General features: G+C 62.0%; 17 protein-coding genes and 1 pseudogene. 5 read left to right on the top strand and 13 right to left on the bottom strand.

Features of this window, described 5'->3' with window-relative positions; genetic code table 11:
• Window positions 1-104: 104 nt before the first annotated feature.
• From secA to LJ738_RS17470, 6 genes are all read right to left on the bottom strand, one after another.
• Window positions 105-3,506, bottom strand: a complete 3,402-nt coding sequence (gene secA / locus LJ738_RS17495) for a preprotein translocase subunit SecA (protein ID WP_227787654.1) — start codon at window positions 3,504-3,506, stop codon at window positions 105-107.
• Between the two features lie 157 nt (window positions 3,507-3,663).
• On the bottom strand, window positions 3,664-4,842 hold the full coding sequence (gene glf / locus LJ738_RS17490) for a UDP-galactopyranose mutase (RefSeq protein WP_302717074.1): 1,179 nt from the start codon (window positions 4,840-4,842) through the stop codon (window positions 3,664-3,666).
• Between the two features lie 48 nt (window positions 4,843-4,890).
• On the bottom strand, window positions 4,891-6,186 hold the full coding sequence (locus LJ738_RS17485; protein ID WP_227787653.1) for a glycosyltransferase family 1 protein: 1,296 nt from the start codon (window positions 6,184-6,186) through the stop codon (window positions 4,891-4,893).
• Window positions 6,187-6,378: 192 nt separating this feature from the next.
• The gene (locus LJ738_RS17480) at window positions 6,379-6,924 is read right to left on the bottom strand and encodes a GNAT family N-acetyltransferase (RefSeq protein WP_227787652.1); all 546 of its coding nucleotides are present in this window, start codon (window positions 6,922-6,924) and stop codon (window positions 6,379-6,381) included.
• Window positions 6,925-6,966: 42 nt separating this feature from the next.
• Window positions 6,967-7,752, bottom strand: a complete 786-nt coding sequence (gene dapF, locus LJ738_RS17475) for a diaminopimelate epimerase (protein ID WP_227787651.1) — start codon at window positions 7,750-7,752, stop codon at window positions 6,967-6,969.
• Window positions 7,753-8,033: 281 nt separating this feature from the next.
• Entirely contained in the window at window positions 8,034-9,851 is a 1,818-nt protein-coding gene (locus LJ738_RS17470; RefSeq protein WP_227787650.1) for a peptidoglycan D,D-transpeptidase FtsI family protein, read from the bottom strand.
• Between the two features lie 416 nt (window positions 9,852-10,267).
• On the opposite strand from LJ738_RS17470, the gene LJ738_RS17465 reads away from it, so the two are divergent.
• The 3 genes from LJ738_RS17465 to LJ738_RS17455 all read left to right on the top strand — a co-directional run bounded on the left by LJ738_RS17465 (window position 10,268) and on the right by LJ738_RS17455 (window position 13,805).
• Window positions 10,268-11,152, top strand: a complete 885-nt coding sequence (locus LJ738_RS17465) for a class I SAM-dependent methyltransferase (RefSeq protein ID WP_227787649.1) — start codon at window positions 10,268-10,270, stop codon at window positions 11,150-11,152.
• 72 nt (window positions 11,153-11,224) lie between these two features.
• Window positions 11,225-12,733 carry a GNAT family N-acetyltransferase gene (locus LJ738_RS17460; RefSeq protein ID WP_227787648.1) on the top strand — a complete coding sequence of 503 codons (1,509 nt, stop codon included), beginning with the start codon at window positions 11,225-11,227 and terminating at the stop codon, window positions 12,731-12,733.
• A gap of 7 nt (window positions 12,734-12,740) precedes the next feature.
• Window positions 12,741-13,805: an Ldh family oxidoreductase gene (locus LJ738_RS17455; RefSeq protein ID WP_227787647.1), complete on the top strand. Its 1,065-nt coding sequence runs from the start codon at window positions 12,741-12,743 to the stop codon at window positions 13,803-13,805.
• Between the two features lie 318 nt (window positions 13,806-14,123).
• Here LJ738_RS17455 and LJ738_RS17450 read toward each other — a convergent pair whose 3' ends face one another.
• Window positions 14,124-14,975 carry a murein L,D-transpeptidase catalytic domain family protein gene (locus LJ738_RS17450; protein WP_227787646.1) on the bottom strand — a complete coding sequence of 284 codons (852 nt, stop codon included), beginning with the start codon at window positions 14,973-14,975 and terminating at the stop codon, window positions 14,124-14,126.
• Window positions 14,976-15,140: 165 nt separating this feature from the next.
• Window positions 15,141-15,950, bottom strand: a complete 810-nt coding sequence (locus LJ738_RS17445) for a murein L,D-transpeptidase catalytic domain family protein (protein ID WP_227787645.1) — start codon at window positions 15,948-15,950, stop codon at window positions 15,141-15,143.
• Between the two features lie 413 nt (window positions 15,951-16,363).
• Here LJ738_RS17445 and LJ738_RS21645 point away from each other — a divergent pair.
• Window positions 16,364-17,482 (top strand): annotated as a pseudogene (locus tag LJ738_RS21645) (alpha-amylase family glycosyl hydrolase); the annotation flags it as partial.
• A gap of 6 nt (window positions 17,483-17,488) precedes the next feature.
• Complete coding sequence (locus LJ738_RS21640) at window positions 17,489-18,745, top strand: alpha-amylase domain-containing protein (RefSeq protein WP_410779926.1); 1,257 nt, start codon at window positions 17,489-17,491, stop codon at window positions 18,743-18,745.
• A 73-nt stretch (window positions 18,746-18,818) separates the two neighbouring features.
• On the opposite strand, the gene LJ738_RS17435 is transcribed toward LJ738_RS21640, so the two are convergent.
• From LJ738_RS17435 to LJ738_RS17415, 5 genes are all read right to left on the bottom strand, one after another.
• A complete protein-coding gene (locus LJ738_RS17435; protein ID WP_227787643.1) occupies window positions 18,819-21,152 on the bottom strand; it encodes a TonB-dependent receptor in 2,334 nt (777 codons plus the stop codon).
• A 150-nt stretch (window positions 21,153-21,302) separates the two neighbouring features.
• On the bottom strand, window positions 21,303-21,698 hold the full coding sequence (locus LJ738_RS17430; RefSeq protein WP_227787642.1) for a hypothetical protein: 396 nt from the start codon (window positions 21,696-21,698) through the stop codon (window positions 21,303-21,305).
• Window positions 21,699-21,767: 69 nt separating this feature from the next.
• On the bottom strand, window positions 21,768-22,457 hold the full coding sequence (locus tag LJ738_RS17425) for a HupE/UreJ family protein (protein WP_227787641.1): 690 nt from the start codon (window positions 22,455-22,457) through the stop codon (window positions 21,768-21,770).
• A gap of 1 nt (window position 22,458) precedes the next feature.
• Window positions 22,459-23,787, bottom strand: coding sequence for a tetratricopeptide repeat protein (locus tag LJ738_RS17420; RefSeq protein WP_227787640.1), 1,329 nt, complete (start codon window positions 23,785-23,787; stop codon window positions 22,459-22,461).
• A 129-nt stretch (window positions 23,788-23,916) separates the two neighbouring features.
• Window positions 23,917-24,995, bottom strand: a 1,079-nt coding sequence (locus LJ738_RS17415; protein WP_227787639.1) for a DUF4331 family protein, incomplete at its 5' end; no start/stop codon positions are given.

The following is a 24,995-nucleotide window of genomic DNA, read 5'->3' as shown; positions in this document are numbered from 1 at the left end:
TAATATATGTGAATGTAGTTACAGCCTTTAAGGATGTGTTAGAAAAAGAAACGCCCCGACCAACTGGCCGGGGCGTTTCTTTTTGTTGAGCTAAAGATCGGCCTCTAGTCGACCAATACGCAGCGGTTTTCCAGTACGTCCTGCTCCACGGTCTTGTACTTCACGTCGCGCACCACGCGGCCGTCCATGTACTGCACGCTCACTTTGTCGTTGCGGTTGGCCACTTTATGGCTGCGCACCGGCGTCTGCTTTACAGCTGGCTGGTCGTTGGGGCCCATGTCCTCGGGGCCGGCACCCAGGGTGTCGAGCATCGATTCGTGCTCCACGGTGAGTTGAGGCTGGGGCTCCTCGTCTTCGAGGTAGTACTCGGGCTCGGCGTTGGTGCCCACCATGCCTTGCTGCACGGGCACGTCGGCGTGGAACAGGAAGGAAGTTGTCTCCTCGTTCACCTTGCCAATCATGCGCTTAAACAGCTCAAACGATTCGAACTTGTACACCAACAGCGGGTCTTTCTGTTCGTACACCGCGTTTTGCACCACCTGCTTGAGGTCGTCCATCTGGCGCAGGTGCTGGGTCCAGGCCGTGTCAATCACGGACAGCACCACCACTTTTTCCATCTGGCGCAGGATGTCGTGGCCGCCGGTGGCCTGGGCCTTGCGCAGGTTGGCAATGGCCTGTACCTGCTTCTTGCCGTCGGTGAAAGGCACCGCGATGTTCTCGTAGGGCGCGCCGTTGCTCAACAGGTCGTTCACCAACGGCAGGGCATTGGAGGCAATATGCTCGTTCTTGCTCTGGAAGTAGCCCAGAGCCTCCTCGTATAGCTTCTGGGTGAGCTGCGGCAGCTGCAGGCTGGTGAGGTCCTGAGCCGTGAGGTAGGTATCGTAGCCAAACACCCGGATGATGGCCAGCTTGAAGTCCTCGAAGTCCCCCGTGATTTTGTGGCCGGCGGCGATGTCCTCGCTCACGTCGTAAATCATGTTGAGGATATCCACCTCCATGCGGTCCCCGTGCAAGGCGTTGCGGCGGCGTTTGTACACCACTTCGCGCTGGGCGTTCATCACGTCGTCGTACTCCAGCAAGCGCTTGCGCGTGCCGAAGTTGTTTTCCTCCACTTTCTTCTGGGCCCGCTCGATGGAGTTGGTAATCATCGAGTGCTGAATCACTTCGCCCTCTTCCATGCCCATGCGGTCCATCAGCTTCGCAATCCGGTCGGAGCCGAACAGGCGCATCAGGTTGTCTTCCAAAGACACGAAGAACTGCGAAGTACCCGGGTCGCCCTGGCGGCCGGCGCGGCCCCGCAGCTGGCGGTCGACGCGGCGGCTTTCGTGGCGCTCCGTGCCGATGATGGCCAGACCACCCGACTCGCGTGAGGTTTCGCGCAGCTTAATGTCGGTACCACGGCCGGCCATGTTGGTGGCGATGGTCACGGTGCCAGGGAAACCGGCGGCGGCCACAATCTCGGCTTCGCGCTGGTTCTGCTTAGCGTTCAGTACCTGGTGCTGGATGCCGCGCAGCTTCAGCATGCGGCTCACCAGCTCAGAAATTTCAACTGACGTGGTACCCACTAGCACGGGACGGCCGGCTTCCACCAGCTTCTGGATTTCCAGGGCCACGGCGTTGTATTTCTCACGCACCGTCTTGTACACCTGGTCGTCGGAATCCTTGCGGCTGATGGCGCGGTTGGTAGGAATTACCACTACGTCGAGCTTGTAGATTTCCCAGAACTCGCCGGCTTCGGTTTCGGCCGTGCCGGTCATGCCGCACAGCTTGTGGTACATGCGGAAGTAGTTCTGCAGCGTCACCGTGGCATAGGTCTGGGTGGCGTCTTCTACGCGCACGTTTTCCTTGGCCTCGATGGCTTGGTGCAGGCCGTCGGAGTAGCGGCGGCCTTCCATTACGCGGCCGGTTTGCTCGTCCACGATTTTCACTTTGCCGTCTTCGGTCAGGATGTACTGGTCGTCCTTCTCAAACAGCGTGTAGGCCTTCAGGAGCTGGTTTACGGTGTGCACCCGCTCGCTCTTCTCCTGATAGTCGCTCATCAGCTTTTCCTTCTGATGCAGCTTTTCTTCGGCCGTAAGCGTGGCGTTTTTCTCGATGTCGGCAATGGCCATGCCGATGTCGGGCATGATGAACAGCTTGGGGTCTTCGCCCTGGGCCGTAATCAAGTCAATGCCTTTCTCGGTTAGCTCAATTTGGTTGTTCTTCTCATCGATGGTGAAGAACAGCGGCTCGTCGGCCTTGGGCATCTGCCGGGAATTGTCCTGCAGGTAGTGGTTCTCAGTGGCCTGGAGTACGGCGCGAATGCCGCTTTCCGAGAGGAACTTGATGAGGGGCTTGCTCTTGGGCAGGCCGCGGTGGGCGCGGAATAGCATGAGGCCGCCCTCGCCGTTTTTGTCGCCTTCCTCGACGCCGGTTTTGCCTTCGGCGATGAGCTTGCGGGCCTGCACGAGGTAGTTCTGCACCACCTTCTTCTGCTCGTCGACCAGGCGCTGAATGCGCGGCTTGAGCTGGTAGAACTCGTGCACGTCGCCGCGGGGTACCGGGCCCGAGATGATGAGCGGCGTCCGCGCATCGTCAATCAGCACGGAGTCTACTTCGTCGACCATGGCGAAGTGATGCTTGCGCTGCACCAGCTCCTCGGGGTCGCGCGCCATGTTGTCGCGCAGGTAGTCGAAGCCGAATTCGTTGTTGGTGCCGTAGGTGATGTCGGCCTGGTAAGCGGCGCGACGCTCCGGCGTGTTGGGCTGGTGTTTGTCGATGCAGTCCACGGTGATGCCGTGGAATTCGAACAGCGGCGCGTTCCATTCGGAGTCACGCTTGGCCAGGTAGTCGTTCACGGTTACGAGGTGCACCCCGCGCTTCGACAGCGCATTGAGGAACGACGGCAAAGTCGAAACCAGCGTTTTGCCTTCGCCCGTGGCCATTTCGGCAATTTTGCCTTGGTGCAACACCACGCCGCCAATCAGCTGCACGTCGTAGTGCACCATGTCCCAGGTGATTTCGGCACCGCCGGCCAGCCATTTGTTGGCCCAGATTGCCTGGTCGCCCTGAATGGTGACGTTGGCCTTGCGCGAAGCGTATTCGCGGTCGTAGTCGGTGGCGGTTACCACCAGCTGGCCGTTCTCTTTGTAGCGGCGCGCCGTTTCCTTCACAATGGCGAAAGCCGGCGGCAATACCTCCAGCAATACTACTTCGAGGTCCTTGTTGCGCTGCTTTTCCAGCGCGTCAATCTGCTCGAACAATACCTCTTTCTGGGCTATGTCGAGCTGGGGCTGGCTGTCGATTTGGTGGTGCAAACCCGCTATTTGCCCATCGAGGCCGGCGAGGCGCTCGTCGATGCGGGCCCGGACAGATTTGGTCTGCTCGCGCAACTGGTCATCGGTCAAGCCGGCCAGTTTGGCATATTCGGCATTAATCAGCGCCACGTAGGGCACGATTTCTTTTAAATCGCGCTCCGACTTGGAGCCAAATATTTTGGCGACGGTCTTGCCTAGGAATTCAAACATCAGGTAGTTTTTTAACGAATAAGCGCCGGGGCGCACCCCAAATTTACGGAGCCTTCCGCTAAAACCGTCCCAAAACAAAAAGCCCCGCCAAAATGGCGGGGCTTAATTGAATAATAAATTGGTGTTCCCCTCCCCTTCTTACCGAGGAGGAAGTGCGCTACTCCTGCTTGGGCGAGCGGCTCACCAGCTTTTCAACCAAGGCCGTGCTGCCCGAAATAGCGGGGCGGGCCGGCTTGGCGGCGGTCTCCTTTTCTGTCAGCTTCTTGTAGAGCGTCAGGGCCTGGGCTACCACCTGGTCCATGTTGTAGTACTTGTAGGTGGCAAGGCGGCCCACAAAGTGCACGTTGGGTGTTTCGTCGGCCAGCTTCTTGTACTTGTTGTACAACTCGGCGTTTTCGGCCATCGGAATGGGGTAGTACGGGTCGCCCTCGGCCTGCGGGTACTCGTACACGATGGCCGTTTTGGGGTGGTCCTGCCCGGTGAGGGCCTTAAACTCGGTGATGCGCGTGTAGGGGTGCTCGTTGGGGTAGTTCACCACGGGCGCGGCCAGGTGCTTTTCCTTGTTCAGCGTTTCGTGCTTGAACTCCAGCGAGCGGTAGGGCAGCTTGCCGAATTTGTGGTCGAAATACTCATCCACGGGGCCGGTGAAAATCATTTCCTTGAAGGGAATAAAGTCGATTACCTCGTGGTAATCGGTGTTCAGCATCACCTTGATGTTGGGGTGGTCGAGCATCTTCTCAAACATCCGGGTGTAGCCGTGCAGGGGCATGGCCTGGTAGGTGTCGGTGAAGTAGCGGTCGTCGCGGTTGGTGCGGGTAGGAACGCGGCTGGTCACCGACTTGTCGAGCTGCGAGGGGTCGAGGCCCCACTGCTTGCGGGTGTAGTTCTTGAAAAACTTCTCGTAGAGCTCGCGGCCCACTTTGCTCACCACCACGTCTTCCGACGTCTTGATGACGGGCACTTCTTCGGCCACGGAAGCAAAAAACTGGTCCAGCTCAAAGCTGGTCAGGTTCAGGCCGTAGAGTTTGTTAATAGTGTCGAGGTTGATGGGCATGGGCACGTGCTGGCCGTCAACCGAGGCCAGGACGCGGTGCTCGTAGGGGCGCCAGTCGGTGAAGTTGCCGAGGTAGTCGAAGACATCTTTCGAATTGGTATGGAAGATGTGCGGGCCATACTTGTGCACCAGGATGCCGTCCTCATTATAATGGTCGTAGGCATTGCCAGCAATGTGGTTGCGCTTATCGATAATGAGGACCTTCTTATTGCTGCGGGTGGCCAGCCGTTCGGCTAGCACGCTGCCGGCAAAACCGGCCCCAACGATGAGGTAATCGAACATGGTGCGTAGGGGTATGGAAGCGTGGAAAGGCTATTGAAAATAATTGGGCTAAAAGCGCGGAGCCGCTGCCGGAGGCGTAACCTCCGAAACCTTGACGGCCAGTGGGGTGCCTGCGGCCGTGGCCGCATCAGGGGTTTTCGCAGCGAGGCGTTGCTGCATCAGGTTCACCATGTCCTGCCAGGTTTGGTCCCAGGAAATGGTGGCCAGGTAATCGTCGGTGCGCTGGCGCCAGTCGGCGTCAGTGCGCTGGGTCAGGGCCTTTTCAATGGCCGCGCCGAAGTCCTGGGCGTTGTCGGCGATGTGCACCAGTTTCAGGTCGCCGTAGGGCCGCACCACATCGCGAATCGGGGTGCTCACTACCGGGTTGCCCGCCGCCAGATATTCCGGAGTTTTGGTCGGCGAGATAAACTTAGTGCTTTCATTGTCAGCAAATAACAATGTCGCTACCTCCCAACCTTTCAAATAAGCTGGGAGTTCCTTGTAGTCCTTGCCGCCCAGGTAATGCACGTTGGGCGTGCGGGGCAGCACGGCCGGGTCAATCTTAACCACCGGCCCGATGATGACGAACTGCCACTGCGGATGATTCTCAGCCAGCTCGCGCAGCAGCTCAATATCCAATCGCTCGTCGACCACGCCAAAAAAGCCAACCCGCGGGTGGGGAATGGCGGCCTGGTCGGCGGGCTCGGCCAGCGGGCCGCGGGCCTGGCCAAAGTGGGCCTTGTCGATGCTGCTCGGGAAAGCATGGGCATCGGGGTGCTGCTCCCGCTTGGCTTCGTACAGGGTGTGGCCGCCCGTGAACACGAGGTCGGCCTTCTGGAACAGCTCCTGCTCGCGTTTCTTCAGTTCGGGGTGGGCAAACTTGAAGTTGGCCAGCTCGTCCATGCAGTCGTACACGGTGAGCAAGGGCTGGAAGTGGCGCGACTTGCCCAAGGCCATGGGCGTGTAGTACCAGAAACTATATTTCGTAACGCTTTGCTCGCTGAAATACTGGCTCAGTACTTCAAACTGGGCCTGGTCGCTGGCGGTTTCGTCGTGGCGCAGGCGCTGCGGCAAATGCACTACCACCACTTTCACCCCGTTGTCGCGCTCTTTTACCTCTACGTGCGGCTCAACCAAATCGTCGGCGTGGTAGAAGGCATCCTCTACATAAAAAACCCGCCCGTACTGGGCAAAGCGGGAAAGCAAATGCTGGGGGCGCTGCCATACAAAGTCCCAGTGCAAATGCGCAAAGCAAACCAGGTCGGGCAGGGTATATTCAGGAGTAGTTTCGGCAGCTGATTCGCTGGGCCGGGCAGCGGTGGCGGAGGCACGCAGAGGCACTTCCGCCGTCGACGATGGTGGCATGTATAACGACAAGAAAATAAAGTTTCGCGCCGCTCCGGACCAACACACGATAGACGACCGGGGCACTTGCCACCCTATACGGCTCTCCTTCAAGTAAGGATATGGTTCAGCTTACTTTGCTAAATATTTCCGTTAGGAGCATCGCAGGCCAATAATATAGAAGCGTATTAATGGGCCGGCAGCCTCACCAGGCTACAGCAGGCACTGCCATTCCACGGCATCGTCCCAGCCGGTGGGTGTGCGCAGCCACGCCAGCCGGGTGCCCACCCGCCGGAACCCGGCCGCGCGAAACAGCCTCATACTGCCGCTGTTACCGGCACCAATAGTAGCATACACCTGGTGCAAACGCAGGGCTTGGCGGGCGTGGTTTTTCAGCTGCTCGAGGGCCTGCCGCGCGTAGCCGTGGCGGCGCTCGGCGGCCAGAATGGTGATGCCCACCCCGGCCCGCTGGTGCAGCGGGTCGTAATCAAAGAGGTCGACTACGCCCACTGGCAGGCTGCTAATTTCAGTAGTAACCACAAGCCTTAACTGGCGCACTACGTAGAAATCCGCGGTGGCATGCGCCAAGTACTCACGGAGAGCGTGCCGCGACACCGGCGCCAGCGTATCCGACACGGCCCAAATGTCCGGGTCGTTCTCCAGCGCAAACAGAAAGTCGAGGTCTTCGGGCTCAAGGGCACGCAGGCGCACGGCAGCGGAAGAAGCGGGAGCTTTGGTAGCTGGAACGGGCTGTGTCATGGTGTATGGTAAAGCCGGGTGGGCAAACCGGCCGCACGCCGGTTACTCCTCTACTACGCCGCTAAATACGCGCACGGCCGGGCCACTCAGCCACACGTTCTCAAATCCGCCATCGGGGCGCTTCTCAAAAGCCACCTCCAGCTGGCCGCCGGGTGTGCGCAGTCGCACCGGCGAGGCCGCCCCGCGCGCGCTGGCCGCCAGGGCCACGGCCGTCACGCCCGTGCCGCAGCTCAGGGTTTCGTCTTCCACGCCGCGCTCGTAGGTGCGCACGGGCCAGGGGTGAGCCGGGTCGGCGGGCAGCTCCACGAAGTTGATGTTGGCGCCGGCCGCGCCGTAGGGCTCGCCGTAGCGCAGGGCCCGGCCTTCGGCGAAGACGTTCAATTCGTCGAGCCCGGTGGGCAGAAAGCGGATGTGGTGCGGCGAGCCGGTGTTGAGGAAGGTATCGTTGGCGCCGGCAGGTTGGGCTGGGTCCACGTCCTGCATTTTCAGGCGCACGGTGCCGTCGGGCTCCACACGGGCATCGTGGGGGCCGTCCACGGCCAGGAAATGCGCCGTGTCCTGAATCACGCCAAGGAATTTGGCAAAGGCCACGAGGCAGCGGCCGCCGTTGCCGCACATGGAGCTGGGCCGGCCGTCGGCGTTGAAGTACACCATCTCAAAATCGTAGCCGGCCAGGTTCCGCAGCAGCATCAGCCCATCGGCCCCGATACCGAAGCGGCGGTGGCACAGGTGGGCAATCAGGGCGTGGTTGGTTTCATCAAACTGCCGGTTCCGGTCGTCGATGATGACAAAGTCGTTGCCGGTGCCGTGGTATTTGTGGAATTGCATGAGAATAACCTGTGGCTTTTAAAAGGACGTCACGCAGAACGCAGCGAAGCATCTCGCGTGCAGTATTAATTAAGTCGGCTGTCATGCTGACGAAGGAAGCATCTTATCACACCGGAGTCGTTCAAAGGTGAGAAGATGCTTCGCTGCGCTCTGCATGACAAGAGGCGCGAGCGAAATGCTTCGCTACGCTCGGCATGACGGTCTGCTGACTGTTTAGCATCATCTAAAGCTGCAGCCAAAATCTATTCTGCAAAGAAACCGTTCCGCCGGCTCAATTCCCTTTAGTGGCCTTGCTCGGCCAGGTTGCCGCAGCGCAGCCACCCCTCCCAGCGCTTGCGCTTGGGCGCGATTTTGCCGCGCAGGTATTTTTCCATGATGAGGGCCGCGCATGGCGCCGCCGAGAGCCCGCCGTAGCCCGCGTTTTCGATGTACACGGCCACCACAATTTTCGGCTTGTTGGCCGGGGCAAAGCCGGCAAAAGTGGCGTGGTCGTCGCCCTCGTCATTTTGCACGGTACCGGTTTTGCCGGCTACGCTAATGCCCACATCGAACAGATTGGCCAGGTCGGCGGTGCCGCCGTGGCCCAGCGCGGCCACCATGCCCGGAATGAGGGCGGCGAAGTGGACGCTGTCGACCAGAGTGCGGTGCTTTTCCCGAAACTTGGGCAGCGGCGTGCCCGACGCTCCCACGGCCCGCACAAAATGCGGCGTGATGTACCAGCCTCGGTTGGCGATGGTGGCCAGCACATTGGCCGTTTGCAGGCCGGTGAGGTTGATTTCGCCCTGCCCCACGCTGAGCGAGTAAATATTGTGATAGGTCCAGTTGCAGGCCCCGAGGCGGCGGTCGTAGTAAGCGGCCGTGGGAATGAAACCGGGGCTCTCGCGGGCCACGTCCACGCCGAGCAGGGTATCGAGGCCAAACGACTTCACGTACCGCGTCCAGGCAATCAGGTTTTGGTGGCGCACGGCACAGGTATCGGCGGGTTGGGCAAGCGAATCGGGCACGTTGTCCACCACGGTTTGCAGCACCCGGTAGAAATAGGGGTTGCAGCTGTACTTCAGCGCCTGCGTCAGGTTGCGGGCGTTGGGATGGTGGTGCACGCAATTGATGAGCGACTGGTCGCAGGGAAACGCGGCATTGGCCGTGATGGCGCCCAACTGCATGGCCACGGCCGCATTCACCAGCTTAAATACCGAGCCCGGCGGGTTGGCCATGGTAGCGGGCCGGTTCAGCAGCGGCATGTCGGGGCTGAGCAGCAGCGCGCGGCGCGCCCGGCCGCCGCTCGGCGCCATAATCACGGCGGGGTCGTAGGTGGGGGCCGATACGTAGCACAGGATTTCGCCCGTGGCGGGCTCCAGGGCCACAATGTAGCCGCGGCGTTCGGCCAGGATGCGCTCGGCGTAGGCTTGCAGTTCGGTATCGAGGCTGAGGTGCAGGTCCTGGCCGGGGCGGTACACGGTGTCGGCGGCCCAGGAGCCGTGCTGGCGGCCCCGCGCGTCTACCAGCGGATGATAGGCCCCGCGGCGGCCGGTGAGCAGCCCGTTGTAGTAGCTTTCCACACCGCCATTGCGCAGGCGGTAGAAGCGGCCGCGGGCCAGCCGCTGCGCCTGGTACAGAAACGGCTGGGCCGCCGCGTAGGCATAGCCCAATACCGGGGCGGCCACGGGCACGGTGAAGGTGCGCGCCGTGTACTCGCGCACCGTGAGGTGGGGCCACTCGCGGCGGTGCCGGCGCACGGTGTCGGCCTCGGAGGAAGTCAGCTCAATTTGCATGGGCAATTCCCGGCGCCGGATATCGGCCACCCGGGCCTGCAGCGCGCTATCGGGCCAGCCCAACAGCCGGTTAAAACGAGCCGAATCCAGGGGCTGGCGCGGTGTGAAGCTGAGCAGGTAGCGCCTTTCGGTATAAGCCAGTAGCGAGTCTTTCCGGTCAAAAACCTGCCCACGGTGGGGCCGCCTCACCTCGCGGCGCTGGACATAGGTTTCGGGCGGAAGCGCTGGGCGCGGCGCAGGCGTGCGGGGCCACCAAAGCACGAGGGCAAGCCCGGCCAGGAGCACCACAATCAAGCCCACCAACTTCTTCCAGTTTGCAGTAAGCATCCGGTAAAGCTAGGTGTTAGCCATCAGCTTAGCCGGCATTCTTCGATGAACAGCGTTTACCGCCGCCTTAAGGGTTTTAATTACCAGAAATTCACACCCATGAGGCTGCCATGTGCGTCCTGAGCTGCTTTAGTAATCGCTGCACCTCACGACGATGGCCGCTACAATGGCCACTGCCAACAGCGACCCTATGCGCAGCGCCAGAAATACCCACGCTGGTAATTCGGGGTCTTTGGGGATTCTAAACATCCTCTTTCTACGAAAAACGCTTTTTAAGAGCCGTTGGGCCGAATGAAGGAGGTGGGCTAAAAGCGTGGAAATGCAGTTGTCGCCAGCCCGGCACATGAAGCTCCAAAAGCCAAAAACCACAAGCCGGGGCCCCACCAAATCGGCCCTCCCCTACCTTTGCCCTTTCTATGTACGATTTCCTGACCACGAGCCCCTGGCCCGACTACGAGCTCATCGACTGCGGCAACTTCCAAAAGCTGGAACGCTTCGGTAAGTACGTGTTGGCGCGCCCCGAGCCCCAAGCCATTTGGGACCCGCACCTGCCCCTGAAAGAATGGGAGAAAGCCGATGCCGCCTTTGCCCGCGCCGCCGGCTCCACCGAAAAAGGCCAGTGGCGCCTCAAGCCCGCCATGCCCGAGCAGTGGCTGATAGCCTACGAGCGGCCCGATGGGCTCAAGCTCAAGTTCCGGCTGGGGTTGTCGTCGTTTAAGCACGTGGGGCTGTTTCCGGAGCAGGACCCCAACTGGCAGTTCATCTACAACCAGACCAAGCTGCGCCGCGCCGCGCAGCCGCGCGTGCTCAACCTGTTTGCCTACACCGGGGCTGCCACGCTGGCCGCCCGCGCCGCCGGGGCCGACGTCACGCACCTCGATTCGGTGAAGCAGGTCAACTTCTGGGCCCGCGACAACATGGAAGCCAGCCAACTCGACGGCGTGCGCTGGCTGGTGGAAGACGCCATGAAGTACGTGCGCCGCGAAGTGAAGCGCGGCAGCAAGTACCAGGGCCTCATTCTGGACCCGCCCGCCTACGGCCGCGGCCCCAACGGCGAAAAATGGCAGCTCGAAGACGAACTCAACGAACTGCTCAAGCTTAGCCAGCAGCTGCTCGACCCCGCCGACCACTTCTTTGTGGTGAACCTGTACTCGCTGGGCTTCTCCGCGCTGATTCTCGACAACCTCGTAACCGAGATTTTTACCGGCGAGAAAAGCGTGCGCGAACTGGGCGAAATTTACCTACACGACGCCGGCCAGCGCAAGCTCCCGCTGGGCACGTTTTGCCGGTTCGCCAACTAGGGAGGCAGGCCGCAGCTTGCCCCGACGCCCGCCTTTTTTGTTATTCCGTCAGCTGCTTTACGTCTTTTAGCCATGCCCTATTCCATCCGTATGGCCACCCTGGGCGACGTGCCGGCGCTCAATGCGCTCATCGAAGCGTCCGTTCGCCGGCTCAGCATTGGCTACTACACGCCGCGGCAGATTGACAGCGCCCTGCAGTACATGTTTGGCGTAGACACCCAGCTCATCAACGACGGCACTTACTACGTGGCCGAAGCCGAGGGCCAGATTGTAGGCTGCGGGGGCTGGAGCAAGCGCAGCACCCTGTTTGGCGGCGACCAGACCAAAGCCGCCGAGGACCAGTTGCTGGACCCGGCGCAGCACCCCGGTCGCATCCGGGCGTTTTTTGTACTGCCGCAGTGGGCCCGGCAGGGCATTGGCCGGGCCATCGTTCATTTCAGCGAAAAGGCGGCGTACGAGGCCGGCTTTCGGCGCCTGGAGCTGGCCGCCACCCTCCCCGGCGAGCCGCTGTACCGGGCCCTGGGCTACCTCGCCGACGAGCATTTTGCCCTTACTTTCCCCAACGGGGAGCACCTGCCCATTATTCGAATGCACAAGGACCTTACCGCGGCCGTGCAAACCCCTTCTTACATGACGCAAATTCCCCATCACCGCCTGGCCCTCATCGACCTCGGCACCAACACCTTCCATCTGCTTATTGTCGAAATGCCCGCCGTGGCCGGCGACAAGCCGCTGGCCCTGCTGCGCACCAAAGCCGGCGTGCGCCTCGGGGAGGGCGGCATCAGCCAGGGCATTATTGCCCCCGAAGCGTATGCCCGCGCCCTGCACACGCTGGCCGGCTTCAAGGAGGAAATTGAGCTGCACGAAGTCAAGGAAATTCGCGCCACGGCCACTAGCGCTATGCGCGTGACCCGTAACGGGCCCGACCTGGTGCGCGACATTTTCGAGCAAACCGGTATTCAGGTCGATGTTATCCCCGGCGAGCGGGAGGCCGAGTTGATTTGTGCCGGTGTGCGCCAGGCCGTGGACCTGGGCACCGACCCCAGCCTAATCATGGACATTGGCGGCGGCTCGGTGGAATTCATCGTGGCCAACCACAGCACCATTTTCTGGAAGCAAAGCTTTGAAATTGGGGCGCAGCGCCTGCTCGACCTCTTTTTCCCCGACCCCAGCGGCATTTTCCCGGCCGCTTCCGTGGAGGCCGAGCAGGAATATTTGAGCACTGTGCTCACCCCGCTCATTGAAGCGGTGCACCGCTACAAGCCTGTGAGCCTGGTGGGCGCCTCCGGCAGCTTCGACAGCCTGGCCGACATGCAAGTCGGGCGCTTGCGCTCGGAATCGGAGCTGCCGCCCTGCACCGAGCTGGAAGTAGGCAGCTTCCAGGCCAGCTACCGACACCTGCTCAGCGGCAACCACGAGCAGCGCGTGGCCCTGCCCGGCATTTTGCCCATGCGGGCCGACATGCTGGTAGTGGCCTCGGTGCTCATCGACTTTGTATTGGGCATTTCGGAAATCACCCGCATTCGCACTTCGGCTTATGCCCTAAAAGAAGGTCTGCTGGCAGAAATGCTCGCGGCCTAGCCCCATTATGACCTTTTCCTACAACCAGCTTTTCGCGTTCACCGAAGCCATTTTCCGCAGCATCGGCTGCCCCGAGGCCGACGCCACCCTGGCTACCGAAACGCTGCTCTCGGCCGACCTGCGCGGCATCGACTCGCACGGCGTGGCCCGGCTGGTGGGCTACGTGCGGCTCTGGGAAGCCGGGCGCATCAACCCCACGCCCCGGGTAGGTGTGACGTACGAAACGCCGAGCACGGCGGTGGTAGACGGCGACGGCGGCCTCGGCCTCGTGGTGGGCCCCAAGGCCATGCGCGTGGCCATTGAGAAGGCTCAACTGGTGGGCACCGGCTGGGTTTCGGTCAAAAACTCCAACCACTTCGGCATTGCCGGCTACCACGCCATGCTGCCCCTGGCGCACGACATGATAGGCGTGGCCATGACCAATGCCTCCCCCCTGGTGGCACCCACCTACTCCCTCGACCGCCTCCTGGGCACCAACCCCATTGCCGTGGCCGTGCCCGCTGGCGAGCAGCCAGATTTCGTGGCCGACCTGGCCACCACCACCGCCGCCAACGGCAAGCTCGAAATAGCCCAACGCAAGCAGCTGCCGGTCCCCGAAGGCTGGGTGCAAAACGCCGACGGCAGCGGCTCGACCGACGCCAACGCGGTGAAGAACGGCGGTGCGCTGCTGCCGCTGGGCGGCGCCACGGGTTCGCACAAGGGCTACGCTCTGGGCAGCGTTGTGGATATCTTCTCGGCTGTGCTCTCTGGTGCGAACTACGGGCCGTGGGTGCCGCCGTTCGTGGCCTTTCTGCAGCCCCCTACCGACCCGGTGGGCCAGGGGCTGGGGCACTTCTTCGGGGCCATGCGCGTGGATGCCTTTCGGCCCGCCGACGAGTTCAAAGCCCACATGGACAACTGGATTTCGACTTTCCGCAACGCCCACGCCGTGGAAGGCAAAAAGGTGCTGATTCCCGGCGACCCGGAGCGGGAAATGGCAGCCCACCGCATCTTGGAAGGCATTCCCCTCCTTGACGCCGTGGTGCAGGACCTGGAAGGCGTCGGCAAGAAGTTCGGCGTAAAGCTGCAGTAAGCCGTTGGGCTAAAATGCGCGTCAGCGGAGCAATTGCTTGGCACAGCCCGCCTTTAATCGTGCATAAGTAACCGTAGTACGGTCATGCTGAGCGCAGCCGAAGCATCTCGCCCGCTTCGTTGAGCTAGCATTGATTACTACGGCGGGAGAGATGCTTCGGCTGCGCTCAGCATGACCGCATTTTTCTACGCGCTTAATTGTGCGAGAGCAATTACTTTAGCTCAATTCGGAAGAACTATCGGAGAGACGTGGCTTGAAAAAGAAAAGGCCCCGAATGGAAATCCATTCGGGGCCTTTTTATCTGTTGAAAGCTAGTCGTTAGCTGTGGTTAGCAGCGGTCGAAGCGGTAGAAACCAGTGCGGTGATGGCGGCGTCCTCGTTCAGGTATTTAGAGTTGTAGCTGGCGTCCGACCGGTTAATGAACAGACAGGTGCCACCATGCACGGCGTCGATAATCTGCGCGTACTGGTCAAGCGGCAATGCCGGGCAGCCCAGGCTACGACCCAGACGGCCGTTCTGCTTGATAAACTCTTCGCTCACGTAGTCGGCCCCGTGCATCACCACCGAGCGGCTGGCCGCGTTGGTATTGAAGCCTTCGTCGAGCCCTTCCAGGCGCAGGCTGCGGCCGTGCTTGCCTTCGTATTCTTTGCTGGTAGCATAGAAGCCGAGGCTACTCATGTTGCTTTGGTCGGTGTTGGAGAAGTTGGTGGCTTCGTTTTCGCCGGAGTTGTGGCCGTGGGCCACCAGGGTATGAAACAAGGTTTTGTTGCTGGCCAAATCGAAAACCCACAGGCGCTTCTCGGTAGAAGGCAGGTCGAAGTCAACCACCGTCAGCAGCTGCTTGTCGTCGGCGAGGCGGCCAGCTTGGCGCAGGTTGAGGTAGCCGGTCATGGCTTTCTCGAAGGTTTCGAAGCGCAGGCCCTGCTGCTCCGCCCCAAGGGCGTCGTAAGTAGCCCGCAGTTTTTGGTCGTACACAGCCGCGGCCGAAAAAGCTTTGCTCGGCAGGTGCAGCTCGTTGCGCGTACCAGCCATCGACTTCGATACCGGGCCGGCTAAGGGCGTGGCCAGAAACAGCGAAGCCAGAAAAGGCATCACCCGGCGCGCCAGACGGGCCCGCCGTTGCGACTTGCGTTTACGCTGTACTACGCTGGGCTGGTGCATAATTTTCATGGGTTAGCTGGTGTCTTGTAGAACCCGCAGCCGCACAGGCAGCTACTGATTCACCACCTTCTACGTGAGAACACGGGTCGGTGGCTGGTTTACAACCTCTGAGGTTCTCAAAAGATTCCGCTTATGGGCCCGGGCGCCAGCTCAACGGCCCTGCTGATAGGCGGTTTATTCCCAGCCCCGCGCCAGAAATCGCCGTCCGGCAGCTCGGCCATCCAGCCAGCGCGAGGTCAGTCCGGGGCCGCTTATCAGCAGCATGCTGCCCACCCGCACCGTGGCAATGATGGCCTTGAACTGCTCGGGCGGCAGGGCCGGGCAGCCGCGGCTGTAGCCCAGGTGGCCGTGCTGCCGGATGTAGTTGGGGCTGGCATAGTCGGCGGCGTGCAGCACCACGTACCGGTCGTAGGCATTGGCGTTCTGGCCCTTGTCGAGCCCTTCGATGCGGCGCGAATAGCCGTGGATGCCGTCGTAAGTATCGGCGGTGCGATAGAAGCCCAGCGAAGTACAGGCCGACTCCTCTTTGTTTGAAAACCGAGTTGCCCGCACAGCTCCCGACCCTTCGCCGTGGGCCACCAGACTGCGGTGCAGCACCCGCGCATGGCGCAAATCGAGCACCCAAAGGCGCTCCGTGGTATTGGGCAGGTCCATATCGGCCACGGCCAGCAAGCCGCCGCGCTCGATGCGCCCGGTGGGGTGCAGGGTGAGGTAGCCCACGCAGGCCTGCTCCAGCACGGCCGGGCGCAAGGCCGCTGCCGCGGGGCCCAGGGCCGCGTGGAGCTGCCGGATGGCTTGGCGCAACGTGTCGGGCACATTGGGCAGCGGGGCGATGGGCGTAAGAGCAAGCGAATCAGGCAGGGTCTCGGCAGCAGGAGTTGAAACTGCGGCGGACCGGGTCGCCAGCACTGCGGCCTGAACTGAGCTTGGTAGCGCGTGGGCTTCGTCGGCGCGCACCTGGCAACTGCCTAGCCCCGCAACCACTACTGCAACCAAAAAGCAACGCTCCCAAGCCGACCACTTGGAAACAGCCCGAGTAGCACACAATTCAACCGATACAACCATTACTTGAAGGTACTGCTGGGAAAGAAACAGCCCAATATTTTACTTAAAAAAAGGAGAGTTTAAAATCTTTTGCCAGGACCGCAGCACCCTTGCACCCTGCCCAATAGGTCGCAAAAATGGCTATTTGTGGCAGACGCGTCAACCCTTAATAATTATAAATAAATAAAGTAAATATTTATTAGAGCAACGATTAAAAATATATGCCGTTTATTGGCAACCCCTGCGCAAAAATACACCTTTTCATCTTATAAATCAGAACGATAAGCGAGTCCGGCTTCGCCTGATACCATACAGTTTTTTCTTCATTTCTTCACAACCAAAATTCCCACACAATGCCAAAATCTACTCCTCAAAATTTCATTCCCCGCGCGGCTCGGTTCCTGCTGATGCTTGCGCTGCTGCTTGGGCTGGGCAACCAGGCTGCCCGAGCCCAAAAAGTGGTACTGCAAGCCTTCTGGTGGGACTACTGGAACAGCAACTACCCCAATGGCTGGGCCAACTACCTGGCCGACCTGGCCCCCCGCCTGAAAACCATGGGCGTGGACGCCATCTGGATTCCACCCACCATCAAAAACGGCAACCAGGGCAACGGCTACTCGCCGTTTGACAACTACGACCTGGGCGACAAGTGGCAGAAGGGCTTTTTGGCCACCCGCATGGGCACCAAAGACGAGCTGCTGCGCGCCGTGGCCGTGCTGCACGCCAACGGCATTGAGGTGATTCAGGACATTGTGCTCAACCACAACGACGGGGCCGGCTCTTCGTCGGGCGCCGGTGGCCAGGACCCGGCCGCCTACGACGACGGCACCACCAACCGCTACAAGAACTTCCGCTACGTGAGCTACGGCAAGCCGGCCGGCGACGAAAGCGCCGCCGACTACCTCTCGCGCAGCGGCCGGTTTTCCAAGAACTGGCAGAATTTCAACCCCAACCCCGGCAACAACTCCACTTCGGGCGACTGGAACGCCCCGTATTTCGGCCCCGACATCAGCTACTACCCGGGCTCCAACGGCCTGAGCTCCAACGCCACCTACAACCCCGCCCAGGCCTCGGACTACATGCGCACCGGCAACCGCAACTGGCTGGTGTGGTACAAAAAGCAAGTGGGCTTCGATGGCGTGCGCCTCGACGCGGTGAAGCACTTCCCGGACTTTGCCAGCGAAGACTTCCTCTACAACCTGCAAAGCAACGCCGGCTGGGCTTCGGGCGGCGCCACCATGTACGCCGTGGGCGAATGGGTGGGCTCCTCAAGCCAAATGGACCAGTGGTGCACCAACGTGAACAACCGCTCGGGTACGTTTGACTTCTCGCTGCGTAACGGCCTCTACAACATCGTGAGCCAGGGCGGCAGCTTCGACCTGGGCTCCCTGCCCGGCTACCAGCAGGGCACGCGCGTGGTGCTCACCAACGGCACCTACGTGCACCGCACCGTGCCCTTCGTGAACAACCACGACACCATGCGGCCACAGCTCGATGCCAACGGCAACTACACCGGCTGGAACACGGGCTCGGAGCTGGCGCCCCACATCGACCCGTTCGACCCGCGCCTGTCGGCCGCCTACGCTGCGGCGCTAGCTATGGACGGCTCGCCCATGCTCTTCTTCGAAGACCTGTTCAACGTGGGCAATACCAGCAAGCGCTACGCCCACAGCCCCAAAAGCACCGTGGACCTGCCCACCCGCGACGATTTGGTGAACCTCGTGTGGTGCCACCAGAACCTGCATTTCAAGGACGGCGCCTACAAAGTGCGCTATCAAGCCGTCGACCACCTCGTGATTGAGCGCAGCACCAAGGCCATCATCGGCATCAACGACAGCTACGCCACCTGGCAGAACAACACCGTGAGCTGCGACTTCCCCGCGGGCACCGTGCTCAAGGACTACTCGGGCGCCAATGGCACCGCCACCGTCACCGTGAGCGGCTCGCAAACGGTGGCCATCAATACGCCGCCGTGCAACGGCACGGCCGCCAGTGGCCGCCGCGGCTATTCCGTATGGGCGCCGGTGAATGCCACCACCGGCTACACCCGCCCCGCCCTGACCACCAGCCAGGAATGGGAGCTGGCCGATGACCTCGGCGACCGCGACGCCCGCTCGCTGGGCCAGGGCGGCCAACTGCCCGCCTCTTCCACTGCCACGCGCAAAGCCGGCCGCATTTACGTAGCCTCCGGCAAGGTGATTACCTACAACCTCTACCCCACCGACGCCACCCGCAGCCTCACGATAGCCGTGGTGAATAGCGCCGGCAACATCGTGAGCAGCCTCACAGGCACGGGCACCCTCACCGGCTCCTACACCGTGCCGGCCGAGGGCTGGTACACGCTGCAGGCCAGCAACGCCTCTGCCGCCAACCCCGCCCAGCGCTGCTTTGTGAAGGCCACCTACACCGCTCCCACCGTGGTAACGGGCGCCATGACCGGCCGCCGCGACGCGGCCGCACTGGCCACCACGCCCGATGCACCCACCGCCGAGATGAGCGTGTACCCCAACCCCACTTCTTCCGACCGCATCGACCTGGTGCTGCAAACCAACCGCGAGCAAACCGTCACCATCCGTATGTTCGACCTCACCGGCCGCCTCGTGCACGAGCAAGCCGCCCGCCTCTACACCGGCTCCAATGAACTGCGCCTCGCCATCAGCAAGCCGCTGCCGTCTGGCATCTACCAGCTGACGGTACCCGAGTTTAAAATCAGCCAGAAAGTAGCGCTTTACTAACCCCGACCGGGGCACCCACAAAAAAGCCGCTCCGGATATCCGGAGCGGCTTTTTTTGGCACAGGCAGGCGTGCCTAGAAAAACACGCTCGCATTCACCTTCAAGTAAAACGGGGTGCCGGGGGTAAAATGCAACTCATCCACCGCATTGGGCTCGTTGGGCAGGCGGGTAAGGGTGGCAAACTGGGCCTGGTTCCACGCTACGTTGAGCAGGTTTTCGGCGGTGGCGCCGACTTGGAAGCGCGGCGTGGTGTAGGCCACCACGGCATCGAGCAGGAAATAGCCGCGGGCCTGGATGCTGCCGTCGTCGTTGGCCGGGCGGCTATCAATATGGCGGTAGCGCAGGCTGCCGCTCAGGCCCCGCGCGTCCTTGTAGGTCAGGCCGCCAATGGTGGTGAAGGTGGGCGCCAGCGGGATGTAGTCGGCGCCGGGCGGCGCGTCTAGCTGGCGGCCGCGGTTGTAGTTCAGGTCGGTATCCAAGAACAAGCGGCGGCTGAGCTGGTAGCGCACGGCCAGGTCCAGGCCATAGCGCTGGGTGGGCCCGGTGTGCTCCGTCACGCCCTCATCGCCGACGTACACCAGCTCGTCCTGCAGGTGCAGCCCCCACAGCGCGGCGTTCACCACCAGGCTGGGCACGGGCTTGAAGGTGCTGCCCACCTCGTAGCCGGTAGCGCGGGGCAGCACGCTGGCGGTAGCATCTTGAATCACGGCACGGGCATCGTTGGAATGAAAGCCAAAGCCGGAACGCGCAAACAGCTGCACGGCGGGCGACAGCTGGTAGTACACATTCAGCTTGGGCGACACGCGGGCGTGCGTAACCCGGCCCCGCAGCGGCTTCAGCGCCTGGGTATTGTCGTTGGCCAGCAAGCCCCGGAAATCAAACGTAAACACGTCGACCCGCACGGCCGCGTTCACGGTGAGGCGGTCGGTGAGGGTCAGGGTTTCGTCGAGGTAGGCGTTCAGGTTTTGCTCGAAAAGGTGGCCCGTGGTAGTGGTATCGGTAATCACCCGGCGCACGGCGTGGCGCAGGTCCACCCGGGAAAAATCGTTGCGGGTGCCCACGCCCACCGTGCTGTGCAGGGTGCGGCTGCCCACCCACGTATCCCGGTCGTAGGTGCTGGTGTAGCCGAACAGGTGGCGGTTATCGGCCTGGTTAATTTCGTCGCCGTTCACGGGGTCGTGCAGAAAGAAGGTGAAGTTGGAAAACAAACTGAAATCGTACTTGGAATAGTACACCTGCTGGCGCAGTACGGCATCGTGGCGCAGGGCAGTGGTGAGCACGGCCGAGGCGTTGGTGCGGCTGGTGCGGCCGCCTTCGCTGGGGTCGATGCTGCCGTAGCGCGAGATTAGGCCGTCGCGCACGCCCCGCTCTGGAATTTGGCCGCTGGCGTTCCACGTGGAGCTGAAGCGTGAGCCCAGCACCGTGAGTGAGGTATTGTCGGAGAGCCGGCCGGTGTATTTCAGCAGGCCGTTGAAGCGCTTGAAGTGCTGCTTGGCGTCGAAATACGAATTGGTGAAGTAATACTCGGAGGCCACGTAGGCGCTTTCGGGCTGCTTGCTGAGCAAATGATGGCCGGCCCCGAGCAAGTCCACCATCACCAGGGCGCGGCGCGTGTCAAACTGCCCCAATTCGAGCTTGGCCTGGCTGTGCTCCAGCCGCGTTTTGGTCACGAAGTCGCCGGCGCCCGAAGTAGCAAAATCGCCAAAGCGCGCGGTGTAGGGGCCTTTGTATACTTTCAGTTGCTCCACCGTTTCGGGTATCACAAAATGAAAGTCGGCATAGCCCTGCCCGTGGGCGTGGCTCACCATGTTCACCGGCAGGCCGTCGATGCTCACGGCGAAGTCGGTGCCGTGGTCGCAGTCGAAGCCGCGCAAAAAAATCTGTTCGGCCTTGCCGCCGCCCGCGTGCTGGGCAATAAAAAGGCCCGGTACCAACCGCAGCAGGTCCTGGGCCGAACTCAGGGGCCGCAGTACCTGGTCGATGTGGCTGATGGCGGCCAGGCTTTGGTTGGGGTCGCGCGGCTGGTTCACGGTCACTTCGCTCAGGTTGAGCGCGGCCGTGGGCAGGGCCACCGCCACCCGTTTGGTTTCGCCCGCGGCCAGGGTCACGGACAGGGCCTGCGCCCGGTAGCCGAGGGCGCCCACCCGCAGCGTGTAGGTACCGGCCGCGATGCCGCCGAGGTGGAAGTTGCCCCGGGCATCGCTGGTAGTGCCGCCAGGACGGCCGTCCAGGCCCACGCTCACGCCCTCCAGGGGCTGGCTGGAAGCGGAGTCGGCCACGGTACCGCGCAGCGTAGCCGGGCCCTGAGCGAACGATACCTGAGTGAAAAGCAAGGCCGCCACCAACAGGCCCAGGCCATGCACTACCGGTCTAAAGCGGCAGGCTTTTAGTAAAGTGTTAGAAATCATAGAGCCGGAAAAGCGACACCGGCCGGGCACTATCAGCCTGGCTTAAAGGTGTCCGTTTAAGGATAAGTGAAGGCGATGCCTGGCTTGGCAGCAAGGGCATCTGGTGGCCCCGGCGGGTGGGGATTCCCCCTGACGGAAGCCGCAATCAACTTATCCCCGGCGGGGCGGTGGGTAATCGTGGCCCGCAAACCCAGCAACCTGGACGGCCCCTTTTTCGACCGGCTGGCCAGCCCCTGCCGGTGGAAATACCCGCTGCGGGGGCTGGACTTCCTGCGCCATGTCACAATGCACGTCCAGGCCTTTCATCTGCGCCAAAAAGTGCAGGCCTGTGCCCGTAGGTACTTTCGTTTTCACTTCCTGCTGGTAGCCGTTGCACTGCTCAAAGCAGTCGAGGCGCAGGTAGTTCTGCTGCTGGCAGCCCTGGCTGTGCACGTAGGGATGCGCCGCCGAAAAAGCCGGCGCCGCCGGCCGGCCTACCACCAGCCCCGCCCCTACCACCAGCAGGTAGTTGGCCAAAAGCAGCAAGGCGAGCAGCGTACGCAGCATAGCAATTGAAAAGTCGATAGAAATAACTACCAAATAACGGCGTATTCCAATGGTTGGGCCGGGAGGTTCTCAGGTAAAAAATACCCGCTCCACCGTCCAGTAAGCCGCCACCAAGCCGATGGCCACCGACACGGGCACCACCACGCGGCGCTTGTACCAGCTTTTATCGGCCGCCCAGCGCCCCACCACGGCCCAGGCCAGCAGAATCACGGAGACCTGGCCCAATTCCACGCCCACGTTGAAGGAAATGAGCGAGCCGAAATAGTCCTTGGCTGGCAGCCCCAGCCCGGTTAGCGCGCTGGCGAAGCCCATGCCGTGCACCAGCCCGAAGCCAAATACGATGGCTACCCGCCACGGATTGAGCCGGTCGGTGATGATGTTTTCGATGGCCACAAACAGGATGGACAGCGCAATAACTGGCTCAATAATCGCCGCGGGCGGCCGGATGAAGCCGTACATGGCCAACCCCAGCGTGATGGAGTGCGCCACCGTGAACGCCGTGGCCTGCAGGAGCACGGGCTTGAGCCGCGGCTCGAGCAGGTAGAGGCTGATGATGAACAGAATGTGGTCGAACCCCAGCGGAATGATGTGGGTAAAGCCCAGCCGCAGGTAGGTCCAGAAAATCTCGGAGCGCGAAAGCTTGCTCAGGTCCACATCGAGCACGTGGGCTGCCGCGGGGTGGGCCAGCAAAGCGAAGGCCAGCACGACCAACCCGGCCGGAACCGCGCGCTTGGGCGAGTTGAGCAGCACAGCACGCATCTTACCGGGCCGCTATTAGGGCTTTGCCTTCGGCCGCCAGCTCGGGGTTGAGGTAAGGCGCCGTGCGCAGGGACTTCTCCAGCAGGGCCTGCCCTTCTGCTACTTTGCCTAGCTTGGTCAGGATGAGGCCGGCCCGGCCCAGCAGCACCGGGTTTTGCGAATGGGTGCGCCGCGCCACCTGCATGTACTTTTGGGCTTCGGCGTACTGGCCCCGCTTGAAATACACCCAGGCCAGGGTTTCGTTCACGTCGATGTTGTCGGGGCGGCGCGCGTACTCAATTTTGGCGTGCTCCAGGGCCTTGTCCAGCTCGTTAGTTTTGAGGTAGGCATAGGCCAGCTCGCGGTCGGCGTAGTGGCCCAACTCCTCGTCTTCGTCGGCCTGTTTGGCGGCATTGGCCAGCATTTCAATCGATTCCCTGGCCATGGCGTCGGCTTTGCCCGACTGCCCGCTTTGGCGGTACAGGTCCACCAATTCGTCGGAAAACGCGTAATCTTTCACCATGGCGCGGGCCTGCTGCAGGTCCTTGATGGCGGCGGGGTAGTTTTGGCGGGCGGCCGCCACCCGGCCCCGGCCGGCCAGGGCATAGGCATAGCCTGGCCGCACCAGCAACGACGTTTCGTAGCACCCCTCAGCCCGGGCAAGGTCGCCACTGATTTCGTACAGGTGGCCCAGGGCCACGCGCGTCCACTCGGTTTGTTCCATGCCGCTGAGGCCGGCTTTCACGGCCATGGTCATGGCCTCGATGGCCCCGGGCACGTCGCCGTAAATCTCGCGCAGGTAGCTCACCCGGGCGTACGCCGACAGGTCGGGGCGCACCTGGTTCATCTTGTCGGCCATTTTGATGGCCTCGTCGTACTGGCCCAGCTCCACGTGGGCGTCGGTCAGCAGCCCGTACACAAACCCGCTGTTGGGATTGAGCTGCTGGGCCTGTTGGGCCAGGGCCAGGCCCTGGGAAAAGTGGTGCTGGGTGAGGCTCAGCGTGGCCTTGCAGGCCATGGCCTCAAAGTTTTCGGGCTCGGCGCGCAGCACGGCGTCCAGCAGCTTCATGGCCGCGGCGTCGTAGTAGGCATGGTCGCCGGTTACGCGGCCTTCCTGCATGTAGGCCTGGGCCAGCAGCAGGCGGCTTTTGTAGTCGTCGGGGTTGCGGCGCAGCTTGGCCAATAAGCCGCGAACGGCTTCTTTGGTATTGAGCCATTCGCCGCCGGCGGCCAGGTCGCCGTGCCGCTCTTTCAGGGCCGGCATGCGGGCATCGGGCTTTTTAAAGACGAAGATGGCCAGCACCAGCACGCCAAAAACCAGAAGCAAAGTCGGGTATAGGTACTTTCTCAAAGCAGTGCAGGAAAAAGAGTTAGCCCAAATCGGGGAATACGGCAAACATAAAATAAATAAGAGCCGCCGCCGGCCCCTACAGGACCAACCGGCGGCTCTTATTTCAGTAGCAACGGCTCACGCAGCGGGTTAGTGCCGCTCGAGACGCACCGACTGTATCATCGTTTTGCCGCTATACAGCGTGGCAATGTACTGGCCGGCGGTTACCTCGCTGCCGGGCTTCCAGGTAATTTCGTGCTCACCGGCGCCGTAGCTCTTGTTCGTCATCACGGTCGCCACCTTGCGGCCCGTCACGTCGCTCACCACGATGCTCAGGTTTGAGGCCATGGCCAGGTCGAAATGGAAGGTGGTGCTGCCCACGAAGGGATTGGGGTAGCCCTCTATGCTGGCCAGCCGTGGCTGCATGCCCAGGCCCGAGGTACGCTGCGAAAGCACCTGCTTTTGGGCAGTGGTGCCGCTCCAGGGCGTTTGCGAGTATGGGAAAGCGGCCTTGAAGGTGGTGTCGTTCTTCTCAATGTTGGTGCTAAAGCCCAGCACATTGCCCAGTTGAGCCGTGACCGGGCTCGGGGCCGGCGTGGCGGCGGGGTTGTAGTCGTCGTACCACAGGCCGATGGCGGCCAGCACCACGCCGCCCACGGCTTGCAGCTCGATGCGGGTCACGTCGTCCTCCAGGCGCCGGCCGTTGGGGAATCCGTCCATGTTCGGAATCAGCTGCAGCGTGTTATTGGCGTTGTAGCGCGGGTCCGTCAGGCCCAGCTTGGCAGCGGCCAGCAAGCCTTCGGAGCTGAAATCAGCCGAATTGCGGTCCGTGGGGGGCACGGCCATGTTCAGGCGCAGCATGTCGCCGAAGGTGGGCAGGAAGTTGTTGATAAACGGCTTGCCGGCCGCCAGCGGGTTGCCGTTTTTGCCCGTGGCCAACTGGTAGGGAATCAGGTTGGGCACGCCCGTGTGGAAAATGGGCAGCAAGTCCACCGAGCGCGGCTTGCCCATGCCGGGGCCCGACTGCGGCCGCAGCAAGTACTCGCCAAAGCCGCCGCCGGCGATGGGCGCCAGCGCGGTGCCGTTGAGGGCCGCGTTGCCGACTAGGCCCGCCAGGCCATTGGCCCCGTTGCGGAAGTCAAAGCCCGCAGCCGGCAGGCCAGCCGCACCGGCCAGCGACTTGGACTGGATGCGCAGGGGGCGCAGGCCGGGCACGGCCTCGCCGTAGT

The organism is Hymenobacter plasmatis (assembly GCF_020711255.1).
GTDB lineage: Bacteria > Bacteroidota > Bacteroidia > Cytophagales > Hymenobacteraceae > Hymenobacter.
The sequence above is the reverse complement of the archived record's forward strand: the minus strand, read 5'-3'. Positions and strand labels throughout refer to the sequence as shown.